This is a genomic window from Thioalkalivibrio sp. ALE14, from assembly GCF_000376845.1.
Classification (GTDB): domain Bacteria; phylum Pseudomonadota; class Gammaproteobacteria; order Ectothiorhodospirales; family Ectothiorhodospiraceae; genus Thioalkalivibrio.
Window position 1 is genome coordinate 1 of record NZ_AQXY01000007.1, and the last position, 15,101, is coordinate 15,101.

At 64.2% G+C, this 15,101-nt stretch carries 15 protein-coding genes and 7 pseudogenes; 8 read left to right on the forward strand and 14 right to left on the reverse strand.

The genetic code is table 11. The annotated features are described in order from the left end of the window. Nucleotides 1–169: pseudogene (locus F572_RS15570) on the reverse strand (IS256 family transposase); the annotation flags it as partial. A gap of 107 nt (nucleotides 170–276) precedes the next feature. On the opposite strand from F572_RS15570, the gene F572_RS0100195 reads away from it, so the two are divergent. After that, the gene (locus F572_RS0100195) at nucleotides 277–558 is read left to right on the forward strand and encodes a GGDEF domain-containing protein (protein ID WP_255349330.1); all 282 of its coding nucleotides are present in this window, start codon (nucleotides 277–279) and stop codon (nucleotides 556–558) included. A 110-nt stretch (nucleotides 559–668) separates the two neighbouring features. On the opposite strand, the gene F572_RS0100200 is transcribed toward F572_RS0100195, so the two are convergent. Continuing rightward, nucleotides 669–1,400 carry a helix-turn-helix domain-containing protein gene (locus tag F572_RS0100200; protein ID WP_017940456.1) on the reverse strand — a complete coding sequence of 244 codons (732 nt, stop codon included), beginning with the start codon at nucleotides 1,398–1,400 and terminating at the stop codon, nucleotides 669–671. A 318-nt stretch (nucleotides 1,401–1,718) separates the two neighbouring features. Here F572_RS0100200 and F572_RS0100205 point away from each other — a divergent pair, with 318 nt between their 5' ends. The 3 genes and pseudogenes from F572_RS0100205 to F572_RS16035 form a co-directional block, all read left to right on the forward strand. Then, nucleotides 1,719–2,084, forward strand: coding sequence for a hypothetical protein (locus F572_RS0100205; RefSeq protein WP_017940455.1), 366 nt, complete (start codon nucleotides 1,719–1,721; stop codon nucleotides 2,082–2,084). A gap of 96 nt (nucleotides 2,085–2,180) precedes the next feature. Beyond that, nucleotides 2,181–2,753, forward strand: a complete 573-nt coding sequence (locus tag F572_RS0100210) for a cupin domain-containing protein (RefSeq protein WP_017940454.1) — start codon at nucleotides 2,181–2,183, stop codon at nucleotides 2,751–2,753. Between the two features lie 118 nt (nucleotides 2,754–2,871). Beyond that, a pseudogene (locus F572_RS16035) lies at nucleotides 2,872–3,128 on the forward strand (RtcB family protein); the annotation flags it as partial. Here the strand turns inward: F572_RS16035 and F572_RS0100215 are convergent. The 3 genes and pseudogenes from F572_RS0100215 to F572_RS0100220 form a co-directional block, all read right to left on the reverse strand. Next, complete coding sequence (locus F572_RS0100215; protein WP_026142868.1) at nucleotides 3,037–4,242, reverse strand: MBL fold metallo-hydrolase; 1,206 nt, start codon at nucleotides 4,240–4,242, stop codon at nucleotides 3,037–3,039. The pseudogene F572_RS16035 and the gene F572_RS0100215 overlap by 92 nt on opposite strands. Before the next feature lie 198 nt (nucleotides 4,243–4,440). Next, nucleotides 4,441–4,548 (reverse strand): annotated as a pseudogene (locus F572_RS16040) (DUF4160 domain-containing protein); the annotation flags it as partial. 26 nt (nucleotides 4,549–4,574) lie between these two features. After that, nucleotides 4,575–4,888: pseudogene (locus tag F572_RS0100220) on the reverse strand (transposase); the annotation flags it as partial. A gap of 290 nt (nucleotides 4,889–5,178) precedes the next feature. Between F572_RS0100220 and F572_RS0100225 the strand changes: the two are divergent. The 3 genes from F572_RS0100225 to F572_RS0100235 all read left to right on the forward strand — a co-directional run bounded on the left by F572_RS0100225 (nucleotide 5,179) and on the right by F572_RS0100235 (nucleotide 7,816). After that, on the forward strand, nucleotides 5,179–5,385 hold the full coding sequence (locus tag F572_RS0100225) for a cold-shock protein (protein WP_017940451.1): 207 nt from the start codon (nucleotides 5,179–5,181) through the stop codon (nucleotides 5,383–5,385). Between the two features lie 471 nt (nucleotides 5,386–5,856). Continuing rightward, nucleotides 5,857–6,987 (forward strand): phosphotransferase family protein, encoded by a 1,131-nt coding sequence (locus tag F572_RS0100230; protein WP_231291060.1) that lies wholly within the window; start codon nucleotides 5,857–5,859, stop codon nucleotides 6,985–6,987. A gap of 52 nt (nucleotides 6,988–7,039) precedes the next feature. Beyond that, a complete protein-coding gene (locus F572_RS0100235; protein ID WP_231410883.1) occupies nucleotides 7,040–7,816 on the forward strand; it encodes a methyltransferase domain-containing protein in 777 nt (258 codons plus the stop codon). Nucleotides 7,817–7,988: 172 nt separating this feature from the next. On the opposite strand, the pseudogene F572_RS0100240 reads toward F572_RS0100235, so the two are convergent. Both F572_RS0100240 and F572_RS0100245 read right to left on the reverse strand, forming a co-directional pair. Further along, nucleotides 7,989–8,477: pseudogene (locus F572_RS0100240) on the reverse strand (transposase); the annotation flags it as partial. Nucleotides 8,478–8,577: 100 nt separating this feature from the next. Continuing rightward, entirely contained in the window at nucleotides 8,578–9,315 is a 738-nt protein-coding gene (locus F572_RS0100245; protein WP_017940447.1) for a transposase, read from the reverse strand. Between the two features lie 482 nt (nucleotides 9,316–9,797). On the opposite strand from F572_RS0100245, the gene F572_RS0100250 reads away from it, so the two are divergent. Then, nucleotides 9,798–11,411 carry a hypothetical protein gene (locus F572_RS0100250; RefSeq protein ID WP_017940446.1) on the forward strand — a complete coding sequence of 538 codons (1,614 nt, stop codon included), beginning with the start codon at nucleotides 9,798–9,800 and terminating at the stop codon, nucleotides 11,409–11,411. A gap of 240 nt (nucleotides 11,412–11,651) precedes the next feature. Here F572_RS0100250 and F572_RS0100255 read toward each other — a convergent pair whose 3' ends face one another. From F572_RS0100255 to F572_RS0100285, 7 genes and pseudogenes are all read right to left on the reverse strand, one after another. Continuing rightward, on the reverse strand, nucleotides 11,652–11,909 hold the full coding sequence (locus F572_RS0100255; RefSeq protein ID WP_017940445.1) for a DUF2442 domain-containing protein: 258 nt from the start codon (nucleotides 11,907–11,909) through the stop codon (nucleotides 11,652–11,654). Between the two features lie 72 nt (nucleotides 11,910–11,981). After that, nucleotides 11,982–12,257 (reverse strand): BrnA antitoxin family protein, encoded by a 276-nt coding sequence (locus tag F572_RS0100260; protein WP_017940444.1) that lies wholly within the window; start codon nucleotides 12,255–12,257, stop codon nucleotides 11,982–11,984. Then, the gene (locus tag F572_RS0100265) at nucleotides 12,232–12,543 is read right to left on the reverse strand and encodes a BrnT family toxin (RefSeq protein ID WP_017940443.1); all 312 of its coding nucleotides are present in this window, start codon (nucleotides 12,541–12,543) and stop codon (nucleotides 12,232–12,234) included. Before F572_RS0100265 ends, F572_RS0100260 begins: the two co-directional genes overlap by 26 nt. A gap of 106 nt (nucleotides 12,544–12,649) precedes the next feature. Beyond that, nucleotides 12,650–13,684 carry a transposase gene (locus tag F572_RS0100270; RefSeq protein ID WP_017940442.1) on the reverse strand — a complete coding sequence of 345 codons (1,035 nt, stop codon included), beginning with the start codon at nucleotides 13,682–13,684 and terminating at the stop codon, nucleotides 12,650–12,652. A 67-nt stretch (nucleotides 13,685–13,751) separates the two neighbouring features. Beyond that, nucleotides 13,752–13,889, reverse strand: coding sequence for a hypothetical protein (locus F572_RS15580; protein ID WP_369772115.1), 138 nt, complete (start codon nucleotides 13,887–13,889; stop codon nucleotides 13,752–13,754). 78 nt (nucleotides 13,890–13,967) lie between these two features. Beyond that, nucleotides 13,968–14,702, reverse strand: a pseudogene (locus F572_RS15850) (transposase). A gap of 142 nt (nucleotides 14,703–14,844) precedes the next feature. Beyond that, nucleotides 14,845–15,101 (reverse strand): annotated as a pseudogene (locus F572_RS0100285) (IS256 family transposase); the annotation flags it as partial.

Below are 15,101 nucleotides of genomic sequence, written 5' to 3' on the forward strand. Positions count from 1 at the left end.
GCACCACCGCCCGGCGACCATCCGGCAAACGATCCTCCGCGTAGGTCTCCATGAACGTCTGCAACTCGGCCTCCACCGCTTGCTTGATCAGATCCCGCGCCCCGCGGCGCAGCAGATCGGTCAACGGGTCCTCTGGTCCGTTCGGGTGCTCTGTCGTATCGTGAGCCATGGTGGCGTATCTCCTCTGGCTGGCTGGTTGCTCGCACTTCCATTCCAGCCGGATACGCCGCCTTCCTCAATCCCCCCGTACACCACTTTCGACAGTAACTCGACACGCTGGAAGGCAACCTGCGCGGCAGCGACGTGCTGATACGCTGGGGCGGCGAAGAGTTCCTGGCAATCCTGCCGGAGACCAAGGCAGAGGACGCCGGCGCCTTGGCAGAGACTCTGCGTGCCCTGCTGGCCCGGACACGATTCCCGATACAGGAGCAGGTCACAGCAAGCCTCGGAGTCACGGAGTATCGTTTCGATGAATCGCCCCGCAGTCTGCTCAAGCGCGTCGACGATGCGCTGTACAGCGTGAAGGAATCCGGCCGCAACCGGGTCGCCCTGCTTTAACGACCGCACAGCGAAGGCGAAAGATCTATTTTCCGGCGACCCACCTGCCGCGCTGGTGGAGACGATCGAGCCACATTCGGAACACCTCGGGGTCAGTTTTCGGAAAGCAATCATGGGTGTCCTTTTCTTGCTCTTCCTGGCTTGTCTCGGCCAGACGTCGGCCGCTGACGCGCTGCCTCTTCGGCGATGACCGACAGTTGCAGCCAGTCCGGGATGCTGCGCGCGAGCCTCCTGTCACCGTACAGAACGATGTCCTCGGCGTTCAGGGCGGCACGCAGGCCACGCTGGCCAATCCAGACACGCCCCATCGCGCGAACGGTGGAACGGACAAACAGGTCAACCTCGAAACCGGGATCCGACTGGCAGAGATCGACATCGTCATCCTCGATCAAGAGCCACCAGCGCCGCAGCTCGGCCGGGGCATCCGCGAAGTCGAACTGCAGCACGATCCGCCCTGGAGGCAGCATCCCGGTGTCGATTCGGCGCCGCATATCCCACATCAACACCCCTGCATCCCAATCCGGTCCATCGGAAGCGCTTTCTACCCAGCGCTGGCCCCAGACGCCCATCGCGACGATCACCGGCGCCAACTCCCCGCCAGCCTCGGTCAGCTTATAGGCGGGCGGTTTTTCCTCATGGCTGATCACACCCGCATCCTCAAGCTCCTTCAAGCGTTTTGAGAGCAGGGCGCGCGACATCAGCGGAACGCCGCGATGGATCTCGTTGAACCCTGTCGACCCACTGATCAGCTCGCGCATGATGAGGGGCGTCCAGCGCCGCGTGAGGATCTCGGAGGTCTTCGCCACCGGGCAGAACTGCCCGTATCGCACCTGCGCCGTCATGCCGCATCTCCGGTCACGTTGTGCCGTCACCTCCAATGCCGTTCTCCCGGAAACAGTTCACTTCCTGAACTAGTCCGACCCTTGGCGTCTTGCGAGAGTGGACTGGCAGCGCCACAGCTGCAGCCCACACCAGCAAAGGAGGCCAACCATGAACCTAGCACAGCAGGTCGACCAAGAACCGGCGGGTAGCCACAACGTGGTCCCGGCGACCACCGGGCCCCGCGGCAATGCAGGCTGCGGAGGCATCACCCAAATCATCCACCGTTCTGTCACCGGTCGCCAAGCACCTCAGGCACTGCAATCAGCGGGAGGCCAATCATGAAACCCGAACCCATCTCTCCAACCCTGACGAGCCCTCGGGAAGTCTGGCACCGCCATCTTCAGGCGGGTCTCGCGGGCGATGTGGATGCCGTGATGGCGGACTTCACCGAAGCCTCGGTGATCATGACCGCTGACGGGGTCATAGCGGGCGAGGCAGCGATCCGTGACTTCTTCGAGAAGCTCCTCGCCGACATGACACCCCAGGTCGCCGAGAGCGTGAAGGTCAATTTCGAGCATGCGCACGACGATGTGGTCATCTCGAATTTCACCATCGGTGCATGGGACCGCACTCTGCACGACACCGCGGTGATCGACAGCACCTTTATCCGTGTCCTGACGACCGTCAATTACGCTGCCGGATAGCTCGAACGCAAGTGCCCGTCATCCGGTTCACGGCGCATCGTCCGGGTATCCGGGCGCCGATGCGCCTCTACTCCCAAAACGTGAATGGAGGCTGACATGTTTACTCACTGCCTTTCCCGGTCCCGAATCCGCCACGCGATCATCTCGCTTGGGGCGTTTGCCAGTGCCCTCGCCCTTGGCGCCGGTGCGGCAGCCGAGCCCGCCCCGATCACTGCCGAGCCGCTGACCGAACGCCACACCTTCTCTGGCGAGGTATCCGTTCAACTTACCCAGACACTCCCCGGGCTTGCGCGGCACACAGTCGAGATCGACGATGCCTCATCGCTCGTGGTGATGGAGTTCACCATTCAGCCAGGGGCGATTTTTCCCTGGCACACCCATCCCGGCACCGTGCTCGTCAGCATTGCCGAAGGGGAACTGGAGTTCATCTTCGCCGAGGACTGCGATGCACGCCGGCTCAGTCCAGGCACTGCGGTCGTCGATCCGGGCAATGAGGTACACACCGCCCGGAATCCCGGCGAAGTGCCGGCGATTGTCATCGCCACCCTCCTGGGCGTGCCGGCCGAGGGCGGGCTGACGCTTCCGGTCGGCCCCGACGAAGCTCTGGTTCTGGACGAACGCTGCGGCATCGAGACACCCGGGGAGCATGCATCCAGAGACGGTAATTGAATCCTTGACGCCGGCAAGCCGTTCGCCAGCGACAGCCCTCGGCTGGGTGGCGCGCTCTTCTTACTGGCGTGTAAACCAAGGATTCGGAACCAATCATGCGTGGCCGCTTCTCTGATCGCGGGCCACCCGCCACTGGCGCGGGCGCGCCCTGATCGACTTGCTGGCCGTGCGCGGCATCCTCATCCGCACCCCAGCCTTCGCGGCGTAGCCGAAGAGGCCCCGGGCGCGTACAAGGACACCACCGAGGTTCTGCAGGCCGCTCACGACTCCGGCGTTAGCCGGCCTAACCGGACACCGCGCAGGCGTTGCGGCCCTCTTCCAGCTCGGTGGCACGCGCCTCATCCGGTTCCTCGAGACCGGCGTTCGCGCGCTTGATGTCGAAGTAGGCCTCCGGCAGCTCCGGAAGGCTGTCCATGATGTAGCGGCCGAAGACCTCCTCGCCCTCGGCGACCTTCACCAGCCCCGGGTTGTGTGCCTTCAGCTCGCCCAGACGCGCCTGATAGCGCCCTTCGTCATCGCCCATGGTGATGTCGCTGAAGTGCCCCGGCAGCACCACCAGGTCGTCGTTCAGCTGCATCAGTTCGCGCAGCGAGCGATACAGAAGCGGTGTCCAGGTATCCGCTTTGCCGCCCAGATCCGGGCGCGCGACGGATTCCAGAAACAGACTGTCGCCGGTCAGCAGGTAGCGACCCTCGACCAGAAACGCCACCATCCCCAGGGTGTGCCCCGGGATGTGCAGCGTCTCCACCTCGGCCTGACCCACGTGGATGGTCTGCGCGCCGCGCAGGAACTCGAAGCCCATCCGGGCAGGCACCATATCGACCGGGTGGATCGCATCAAAGGGATGCAGGTGATACGGCACCCCGCTGCGTTCACCGAGGGCCGGCCCGCCACTCAGGTGGTCGGCGTGCAGGTGGGTATCGAACACGCTCACGATCCGGGCATCCCACTCCGCCGCGAAGTCGTGATAGACCTCGATGTGCCGCGCCGGGTCGAACACCGCGGCGCGGTGGTCACTGACCAGCACATGGCTGAGGCATCCACGGGCCGGGCGCACCACCTGATACAGGCCGTAGTGCTCTTCCTCCACCACCGGCCGCCAGTAGTAGAAGCGGGCCCAGGCCTCCATTCCACCTTCCAGGTTCACCGCCTCGAAGTCCAGATCCCGCAACGCCTCGGCCACATGGGCCGAAGTATGCCCTGCCGGACAGACCGCAAGAATGGTGCGATCGGCGGGCAGCTCGTCCATCAGGTGCTCGCGGATCCCCTTCATCGCGGCCTCGGTCACATCCTCGTCTTCACTCTCGGGATCAAGGTCGAGCAGATCGAAATAGGGAACGTTCTTCGTCGGCAGCTGCGTGGGTCCTTCCACCCGCCAGTTGGCGAACTCGTCTGCGTTGCGCAGATCGAGGATGAACAGCGGCTCGTTCCGCAACACGTGTTCCCAGGCAGATGCCGGGGTCCACGCAGTCTCGCGCTTCCTCAACATGTCACACCTCCACCGTGGCTTGTGGTGGGGCGCCCGCGGGATTACGGACCTCACCCCCACGGCATCGAGACGACTTCGGCACAAGACCATCTCGTTATTTGAATGCTACCAGCCGACCGACTTGTTTGCTCATTTCAATTACATCTTTGGATGCCTTTATCCCATTGTTCCAACGATTGTTTTCTGCACGACACCGCGGAACTTGGCCGAGCATTCGCCCCGGTCCACATGCACATGGGGTGGTTCGTCCGGCTCTTGGCTGACCCAGTAGAGACGATACGGCCCATCCCTGAGCACCGTCGGCATCCGCCTGCTCTCCTGCCAACGCTCGTTCAGGAACCCACGGGATGCTGCACAAACATCCGTCGCGAAACGCCTACCCCCTTGATGAACCATCCCCCAGGTCCGCAGCCGCTTCACACATGCGTTCGACGCGCCCCAGTGCTGCCACGTGGTGGGTCCTTCCCCCACGCCCGACGTGCCGCAGAAAATGCACCGGATCGATCCGTAGACGTTCCAGGATCGGCGGAATGGATTCCGGGATGGCCCCGCGCTTGTCCTCCCGGATCGCGCGCCCGGTCCAGTCGACCAGCTCCAGGTAGTCTTCCGCAGTAAAGACCACCGCATTGGCATGCGGATCGTCACCCGCAAGAAATCATGGGTGTCCCCTTCTTCCCACCATGATGCGACTGCGCGGGCGTTCCGGATCCAGGCGTAATCGCCCCAATTCCCGAGCAAACTGCTATAAAACAAGCAAGGGCGACATCGCGCACATGCCCCGCGCCAGCAGTCGCGCTGACTGGCAGGCCCTCGCCCTATTCTCGCGGCACAGGGACTGCCGCCAGACAGACACTGCGGCGCAGCGCAGCACCATGTCGACGGACTCGGCCGGAAACGCCTGTCCGCGTCGACTCCAATCGCAAGGAGCAGGACAGAATGGCTACCGGTACAGTGAAATGGTTCAGTGACGAAAAGGGCTTCGGTTTCATTACCCCCTCGGATGGCTCCAAGGACGTATTCGTGCACCACAGCAATATCCAGGGCAGCGGATTCAAGACCCTCGCCGAGGGACAGCAAGTCTCCTACGAGGTAGAACAAGGCCCGAAGGGCCCGAGCGCGACCAACGTGATGCCCGAAGCGTAGGCACCAGTTTCTCCAAACGCCTAGAAAACACGACATAAAGGCCCGCCCCTCCCACAGGTGGAGGCAATCGGGCCTGGCCCTGAACGGGACAGCCCCGGGAGGATGCCTCAGCAGGTCATCGGTGTCCGGGTCGTGCCCTGAGCAAGCAGCGTTTCCCTGGAAACCATGAGTGTCCCGTTCTTAAGGCCCGAGCCCGTGCCATCGGCCGCGACCACGGCATCCTCGACTAACGGGGACAAAAGCCTGGTCCGGCGTCCCGCCCCGGCCGCGCGCGTAAGAGCCCGGCCCCCTGGGCGATGCGGCGCCGGACACACCACAGCGAGCCAAGTCATAGGTGTCCTCTTCTGCGTGATGACCTGTCAGGCCCGCCGTGAGAACTGCGTGCGACCAGGCCTGACGCGGGTGGCTTCCGCAAGGGAAGCCGCACGCGGCCGGGTCTGATCACCAGAGTCCGACACCGGGAGACGAGTCATGTCGACGACGAACGATCCTGCCGCCCACGCACCCACCGTCAGGGGTGCACCCGATGGCGAGTTTCTCACCGCGGCGCTGCGCAGGGCGGGACGTGAGCCGCCGGCCGATGCACGGGCACCCCGCAGTGCCCCCCTGACAGGGGGGCGAACCAGCCAGCCCGTAAGCCGGCTCGTGTGCGGGACGGGTCCACACTATGTCCTCAAGCGGGTGCCGAGGTGGCGGGCCTTCGCCCGCGGCCTCGGCACCGAAGGCGAAGCGGTGTTCTGGCTGGCCGGCGCGACCCGGGGCGTGCCCCCTCCCCTGGCGAACCCCACCTTCGACGTGAGCTATCACTCTGAACGGGACGAGTGGTGGGTCCTCATGGATGATGTCTCGGAAGGCATCGTGGCTCGCGGGCACTGGACCGAACAACATACGCTGCGGCTGTTCGAGGCCCTGGCGGCTCTGCATGCAGGTGCCTGGGGCGAACCGGGGCTGGCCGGAAATCTGGGGACACCGGCCGGCACCACCGGGGTGTTCGTCGAGACGGCCATCTACGCGGCAACCGGCGATGCCCGCACCACCTGGGCCGAGGGCGCCGCCGGCGAATTCGGGGTTGCCGCCGCCTTTATGCCGCGTTTCCTCGAACTGCTGGGAGCGCGGGACGCCGACACCTACCTTGATCTGTGCCGGGCCTGGCCGAAGGTGGTCACTGCACTGGAACCGTTTCCACCCACCTGCCTCCACGGGGACACACGCGGAGCGAACCTCGCATTCGTAGGGGACCGGGTGGTGATGTTCGACTGGGACTTCGCCATGCACGGGCCCGCGGCACTGGATCTCACCTGGCACTGGTTCCTGCAGTACTGGGCCTATCCGCCCGATGACAGACGCCGCCCCGAGGACAGACTCTGGATGCGGGATGCATACCTGGAGCCACTGGAGAATCTTCTGGGACACAAGGTGGATCGCGAAGCCTTCAATGCCGCCTGGGCACTCGGCTGGCTGCGGGTCTTCCTGCAACTGGGTTTCGTGCTGGCCGACAATGACGACGCAGGCGATGACCCCGAGCTCGATCGCCGCCAACAGGTCCTGTGCCGGCATGCCCTGCATACGGCACAAACCATCGCGGACAGGCATGCGCTCTGACCCGCATGGACCCGACCGCTGGGCGGCCGTCGACAGCGATGACAATGCGCACATGGCGCTGTCGCGCATCGAGCAACTACACGGTACGCCGGCGGAACAGGCGGCGGTACGTCGCTATCCCGATCTCCTGCAACTGAAACCGGGGCACGACGTGCTCGATGTGGGCGCAGGCGCCGGCCACGTCGCGCACCATCTGGCCGCCCGCGTCACCGCCCGCGGCACGGTCTGTGCACTGGATCGCTCCGCCGCTTTGCTGGCGCACGCCCGACAACGAAACCGGCGTGCGCTCGGCGTACAGGGCGACGCAGGCGCACTGCCCTTCCCCGCTGGACGTTTTGACCGTGTATTCGCCCGCTGGCTGCTGCTGCACCTGCCCGATCCCTTCGCGGCCATCCGTGAGATGTTGCGGGTGACGCGCTCCGGCGGCAGGGTGCTGGTCGTGGAAACGGACTGGGACAGCCTGTGCATTTCCCCCGGAGACACCGACCTCGTGCGGCGCATCGTACATGCCAACACCGACCGGCAGGCGAATGCCGCCTCCGGCCGGCGCCTGACCGCCCTGTTCCGCCAGGCGGGTTGTCGGGATGTGCAGGTGCATGCATTCGTCGACCACGTCAGTACCGGTGATCCCAACTGGGTGGCATTCCTGGAATCCCGCCTGGATGTCGCCCGCGCCGCCGGAATCGATGCCCGGGATCTAGCACTGTGGTGGGAGGATGTGCGCCGAGCCATCGACGCCGGTGAGTTCTTCGCCTGCGTCACCCGCATCGCCGTCGCAGGCGCCCTGACTGAATCCGTCAGTGACCAGCCCGGCAACACTTCATCATGAAGCGCACCGCCCGCAATCGCCTACCCCCGTCGAGCATTCACCGTTCGTCCTTGACTGACCGCCCTATGAAGATCGGGGGAAGATCGGGGTCGGACCCCGCTACCTGACTGTTTTAACGGACATTATTGTGCCCGCCGCCCGTCCATGAATGCCTTATCCGCCATTTTCATGGTCAAAACCGCCCGTCCATGGCATAACTCGCGGCATCCTCACGAACACACGCGGTATCCCCCGCCTGTTCCACCTCGCGCCCCGGCGAACGTATCCCCAACGCCCTCTGCACTTCATCCACATACGGCCGGCTACCCACGGCCACGGACGTTGTCCAGCGATCGTCCCGGCTCGCACTTTCCGAAGCCAGCGTATCCTCCACCCACATTCGATGGCATTCTCTCAGCTCTGAGAATGAACCCATCTCCAGCGAGTCCAGCAGCGCTTGCTGGTCCATTACGCGGTATCGATCCGGCGGGTCCTGGATCTCTCGATACCCGCTGGCTTCCCGGTCAGAGGGATGCTGAACCACCCCCGCCCGGACCATGTTCAGGTCGATGTACACCAGACAACGCGCCAAATGGGTGCCGGTCTCTACCGCCGTTGCGTGGTAGCGGTCCTCCCAGAACGCCCCCTTCCGACCCTTGCGCCGGTTGTAAGCCTGACCGACTCCGGTCGGCGACGGGGTCGGACCACGACAACCTACTGACTTAATGGATTTATATCGCGCCAAACCCCGTTTCTAAACGCTTATCCGCCCCATTTCTCCGTCAAAACTGTTGATCAACCCCATAACTCGCCCCATCGTCGCGCACCCATGCGGTATCCCCCGTCTCTTCAACGTGGCGCCCCGGCGACCGCGCCCCCAGGGCCCGGTGCACTTCGTCCACATACGGCCGGCTCCCTACCGCAACGGCCGTCGTCCACCGCTCATCCCGACGGGCGTGATCCGAGGCCAGCGCCTCCTCCACCCACAAACGATGACACTCTCTCAGCTCGGTTACGGACCCGATCCCCAACGCCTCCAGCAGGGCCGGCTCATCAATGACCCGGTAACGGTCCGGTGGCGCCTGGATCTCCCGATATCCGCTGGCTTCCCACTCCGATGGATGCTTCACCACCCCCGCCCGGACCATGTTCAGGTCGATGTACACCAGGCAGCGCACGAGGTGGGTCCCGGTCTGCACGGCAGTGGCATGGTAGCGGTCTTCCCAGAAAGCGCCCTTGCGCGCCTTGCGCCGGTTGTATGACTGGCCAACCCGGCCCGCGATCAACTGCATGGAACGCGCAATCTCGCCTCCGCCCCCATCGCGCACCAGCAGGTGTACATGGTTGGAGGTCACCATGTAGTTGAGCACACAGAGCCCGTAACGCTTGCGCGCCTGGTACAGCCAGTAGCGCCAGAGCCTGCGGTCGCGCGCAAACTTCAGCAGAAAGTCCCGCTTGTGACACCGGTGGGTGATATGCCAGACATGGCTCGGCAGATGATGGCGATTCGCCCGTGGCATGGCTTCCCTCCCTGGAATGCCAATTTGATGGCCAAAATGACCGCTTTAAGCTCGAATCCCGCCCTTTCTAGACCGGTTTCCCTCGGTTTTTCCGTAGGTTACCGAGGTCCGACCCTGTTATGCCTGCAGACCCTGTTATGCCTGCAGGCCAAGGCGCTTCCAGCCTGAAACCCCGGGCCGGAGCACGATAGCCGACTGCAAGGCGACGCCCGGTAACGGGGAACCAAGACAAGGTCCAACCTGGGTAGTCCGTCGCGGCATCAGCGTGTCAGCCAGCCGCGATCCGCAACAAGGAACCGCAAGAAACGCGCCTTGACCGCAACATTCTGCAAGCCCCCGTGCGATCCGATTTCTAGACTCGAATCCGGTGATGCCGATCCGGACCCCGCTCTCGCGAGGCAGCGCCTCCCCGACGGTCCGTTATTCGCATCACCGGTGCACCCAACGCCATGTGTACACCAAGCATGGAACGGAGGCTGACCATGACCAGAATCCCACTGATGCTGCTGACCGCGATGCTTGCAACCGGGGTTGCAGCCCAGAACGATCCCACCCACTCAGCGGTCGGAGCCAAGCAGCAGCTCGGCACGGTCTCGTTCGGCGCAAATTGCGTGGGCGAAGCCGCAAAGGCGTTTGAACATGCCCTCGGGCTGATGCACCACATGATGTACGAGCAGGCCCGCGGCGAGTTCGCCACGATCGCCGAGGCCCACCCCGACTGCGCGATGGCCCACTGGGGGGTGGCGACCACGTTGTTCCAGCCACTGTGGGCCACCACGCCGAGCGATGCCGAAGTGGCCCGTGGCCGCGACGCGATCGAGCAGGCGCGCGCCACGGTCAACGATGAGCGCGAACAGGCGCTGATCGAGGCGACCGCGGCCTTCTTCGAGCCGGAAACCGACCGGCAATGGGATCGCCTCGCCGGCTGGACCCAGGGCATGGCGACCGCGTACCGGGCCTACCCGGACGATCACGACATCGCTGCGCTCTACGCGCTGTCACTGCTGACCGAAGCCACACGGGCCGATGACCGTGATGCGCTACACGACGAGGCCGAGGCGATCCTCAAGCGCGTGTGGGAAGAGGAGTCGACCCACCCTGGCGCCATCCACTACGCGATTCATGCCACCGACGCCGACGGGCGTGCCGAGAACGCCCTCGCGATGGTCGAATCCTACGGCAAGATCGCGCCCGACGTGCCGCACGCACTGCACATGCCGTCGCACATCTACGTACGCCTTGGCGACTGGCCGCAGGTGATCGACTGGAACGAGCGCTCGGCCGAAGTCGCGCGGGAACACGACGTCAACGGTGCGATCTCGTTCCACTACATCCATGCCGTCGACTACCTCGTCTACGGTCATCTGCAGCGCGGCGAAGACTCGGCCGCCGACGAGATTCACCGGACCGCGTTCGACGAGGGTCGTCACCAGGGTTCCTTCCCCGGGGCGTTTCACCTGGCCGCGATACCGGCACGGCTGGCGGTCGAGCAGCGTGACTGGGACGCTGCGGCCGCGATCGAGCCACGCGTGCCCGACTACATCGCCTGGGAGAACTTCCATTGGGCCGAGGGCCTGAGCTGGTACGCCCGCGGCCTGGGCGCGGTCCACACCGGCGATCTGGAAACCGCCCGCGAGGCCGAGCAGCGGCTGGCGAACCTGGCCGAAGGAGCCGAATCGGCCCCTGACGACCGCTTCCCGGTCTACATCGAGGCCGACCGGCACATCCTGGCCGGCTTCATCGCGCATGCCGAAGGCGACCACGAGCGTGCTGTCGAACTGTTGCGCACGGCCGGCGAGCTCGAGTCCTCGGTAGAGAAACACCCGGTGAGCCCGGGCGCACTGTTTCCACCCTACGAGGCGCTCGGCGAGCTGCTGCTCGCACTGGACCGCCCGGACGAGGCGCTAACCGCGTTCGAGCAGTCCGACGGCATGTGGCCGGGACGTTACAACACGCTCTTCGGTGCCGTTCGTGCCGCCGAGGCAGCGGGTGATGCGGATGCGGCGGCACGCTGGGCGGCGCGGCTGCTGGAGATTGCGCCGAACACCGAGCGCAACACCATCGACCGAGCCCAGGTGCTGGCACGCCACGACTGAGCCGGTATCCGCGCTCGCGGTGTGATGCCTCGAGGCCATCAATGCCTGGGACTCGGCGACGAGCCAGACCGGCCGCTGCTACGGTGAGAAACCCAACTGAGAGACAGCGGCCGGTCGCCCGCCACATGCTTGACGAAGACAAGAATCATGGGTGTCCTCTTCTTCTGCGTCCTTGCTCATAGATGGCTCGCTCGAAAGGTGACAAAAGGTCGAAAATCTCGGCCCCTGGTCCAGCAAGCCTCAGCGGGCGGGTGCCGGTGCGCCTCGCAGCAATCCTTCGGTGCTGAGGTCTTCGTCGAGTTCAGGCCAGTGGATTCCGTAGCCCCCGCCACAGATCTCCCAGGTCCGGAGCTGCTCGGGTGTTGCATGAGCCAGACGCGGGTACCACTCGAGCGGGACCGAAATCCGTCGACCGTCCATCAGGCCGACCACCAGGTCATGCTCGGTGAAATCCACGGAGGCAACACGCGCATCCGCGTTCGTGGCCAAAGAACCCATTCCAAGCCTCCAACAACTCCGGTTGCCGACGCTCGACAACCCCCGTATCTCCTCGCCCCGCTGTCATCGCCGTTAGCCCTTTTTGCGGGCCTCGTCCACGTCGTCCGCCAGCCACGCCTTGATCAGGGATTGGTAGGGCATGTCACGCTTGTTGGCTTCGATCTTGATGCGGTCGAGGAGCGACTCCGGCAAGCGCAGGGAGATCGTCCGGGTAGAAGGCTTGAGATTCGGGAGCTCAACCGCCGCGGCACGGTTCCAATCGACGTAGTCGCTGGAATCATGACTCTCCCAGAACGCCCGCTCTTCTGCCTCGTCCTGGAACTCAGGAATCTTCTTGGTCTTGCTCATAGATGGCTCGCTCTTTGCGGTGCATATCTCGGGCCGAAATCACACGGATTCTCGTGCTTCGCTCGCGCAGCGTGAACGTAATGTGCAGCCGGCGACCTTCATGAGTGATACCCAACGCGTGGTAGCGGGGCTCACTCCGACTGTGTACCTCGTCCGCCAGAACCAGCAACGGGGTATTGAAGAACACCTGCTCCGCCTCTGACTGGCCCACACCATGTTTGTCCACGCTCTTCCGGGCATTTCCCTCGTCCCAGTCGAACCCGGTAATGTCCTTCCACTGGATCATCTGTGTATATTACCAACGTATACAGCCCGCCTCCAGAGACAGCCCGCTTTCCCGTGTATGCATGTCGGTCTGCAACGGCGCCGACCAGCGCGGAACAACCTGCGGCTTAAGGCGTACATGCCCGTCCGCCCGCACCTGAAAAGAGGCCCGCCGACACCCCGAGACCCTTGATATAACACCTACCTGCCGATACCGCCGCGCTCCTCATGCACTCCACTCGCCCCAGCGCTGCCACATGGTGGGTACCCCGCCCCCTGCCGACATGCCGCAGGAAATGCACTGGATCGATCCGCAGGCGTTCCAGGATCGGCGGAATGGATTCCGGGATGGCCCCGCGCTTGTCCTCGCGGATCGCGCGCCCGGTCCAGTCCACCAGCTCCAGGTAGTCCTCCGTGGTAAAGGCCACCGCATTGGCATGCGGATCGTCGCCTTCCCGGCCCAATACGGTCAGGCGAGGCTCGTCGCCCTCACACGCTGGACCATCTTGCTCCTGGCCCTCCCTAGCCAACGCCCGAATACGCTGCTGGATCGAGGTGAAATCGGACGCCTCCGGCGTATCCGCCATCCCGGCGCGCACCGGGTTCAGATCCACGTAGCTCATGCAGGTCAGCACGGCCGCATCGTCCAGTAGCGCCTGGCTCTTGTATCGGCCTTCCCAGAAGCGGCCCTTGCAGCCATCCTCCGCATTGGCGCGCCGCGCCAGATGCTCGTTCAGGCTGCGCATGAACCACGAAAGGTCCTGCAAACGCTCCCGCCACAGGGCGATCTGCGCCTGCGCCCTCTCCCGTTCAGCCACCGTGCCCGTATGCCCCGCCCGGTACCGCGCGACCAGCAGCGGCAACGCAAACAAGCGCGCCCAGCGCTCCATCACCTCGCCCTCGCTCCACGCCGTCGCGCGGTCTGCATCCAAGCGCACCACCAGGTGATAGTGGTTCGACATCACCGCGTACGCACACACGTCCACGGCGAACACGTCCTGAAGCGCGCGCAGACGCTCCAGCACCCAGCCTCGGCGGTGCTCGTAGTTACGTCCAGAATAGAAATCCTCGCCACACAGGAACGCGCGACGAACACAGCGACAAATACAGTGGTAATACGGCGTCGTCTCGACCGAGACGAGCTCCTTCCTGGCTCGCGTCATCTCCGGACCCTCCCTGGTCCATGCACTCCCCCTGAAACCTAGTCCGGCCCGCTCAGACCGTCAAGAATCATGGGTGTCCTCTTCTTTCCGTCTCCGCCATCCCCGCGCGTACAGGGTTCAGGTCCACGTAGCTCATGCACGTCAGCACGGCCGCATCGTCCAGTAGCGCCTGGCTCTTGTAGCGGCCTTCCCAGACAAGAATCATGGGTGTCCTCTTCTTTCTTGCCCGCCACAGGCTTGACGAAGACAAGAATCATGGGTGTCCTCTTCTTCTGCGTCGGGGTCAAAGGGTATTCACGCTGTAACTCGCACCACCCTCACGAACCCACGCCGTATCGCCCGACTGCCCCACCTGCCGTCCCGGCGCTCTTACCCCCAGAGATCGGTGCACTTCGTCCACATACGGCCGACTGCCCACGGCCACGGACGTCGTCCAGCGATCGTCCCGACTGGCACGATCCGACGCAAGCGCATCGTCCACCCACATTCGATGGCATTCCCTCAGCTCTGGTAATGAACCGATCTCCAGTGACTCCTGTGGCGCTTGGCGGTCAATCACGCGGTACCGATCCGGAGGCTCCTGGATCTCTCGATAACCGCTGGCATCCCACTCGCGCGGATGCTGCACCACCCCCGCCCGCACCATATTCAGGTCGATCTACACCAGACAACGCGCCAAATGGGTGCGGGTCGCTACCGCCGTCGCGTGGTAGCGGTCCTCCCAGAACGCGCCCTTCCGGCCCTTGCGCCGGTTGTAAGCCTGACCGACTCGCCCCGCGATCAACTGCATGGCCCGCGGGATCTCGCCACGGCCCTCATCCCGCAGCAGCAAATGCACGTGGTTGGACGTAACGATGTAATTCAACACACAGAGACCGTAGCGCCGCCGCGCCTCATACAGCCAGTACCGCCATAACCGGCGGTCGCGCCCGAACTTCAGCAGAAACTCCTGCTTATGGCACCGGTGCGTGATATGCCAGACATGGCCCGGCAAGTGATGGCGATTCGCCCGTGGCATGGCTTCCCTCCCTGGAAGGCCCATTTCATAGCCAAAATGGCCGCGATAAGCTCCAATTACACCCTTTCTAGACAATTTTCCATCGATCTTTCCGTGGGTTACCGGAGTTATGGTCAAGTCTGGTGTATGAGCGATGGCAGGTTCAGGCGGCGCTCCGGTCGGTGATGGATGACTCCTCGTCGTTGGTCGGATCGGTCTGCTCGATGCCGTCGATGAACTTGACCCCGCGCTCAAGCTTGTCGAGCCATTCGTAACCCCGGAGCCGACGCCAGCGCTTCTGCGCGCTCTGACCGAGCTTGAACGTCAGGCTCAGGACGGTGTTGCGGGTCACGCAGCCCCGGGTCTTGTGGGTGCGCAGCCGCACGGTGGCGAAGGTCGATTCGATCGGGTTGGTGGACC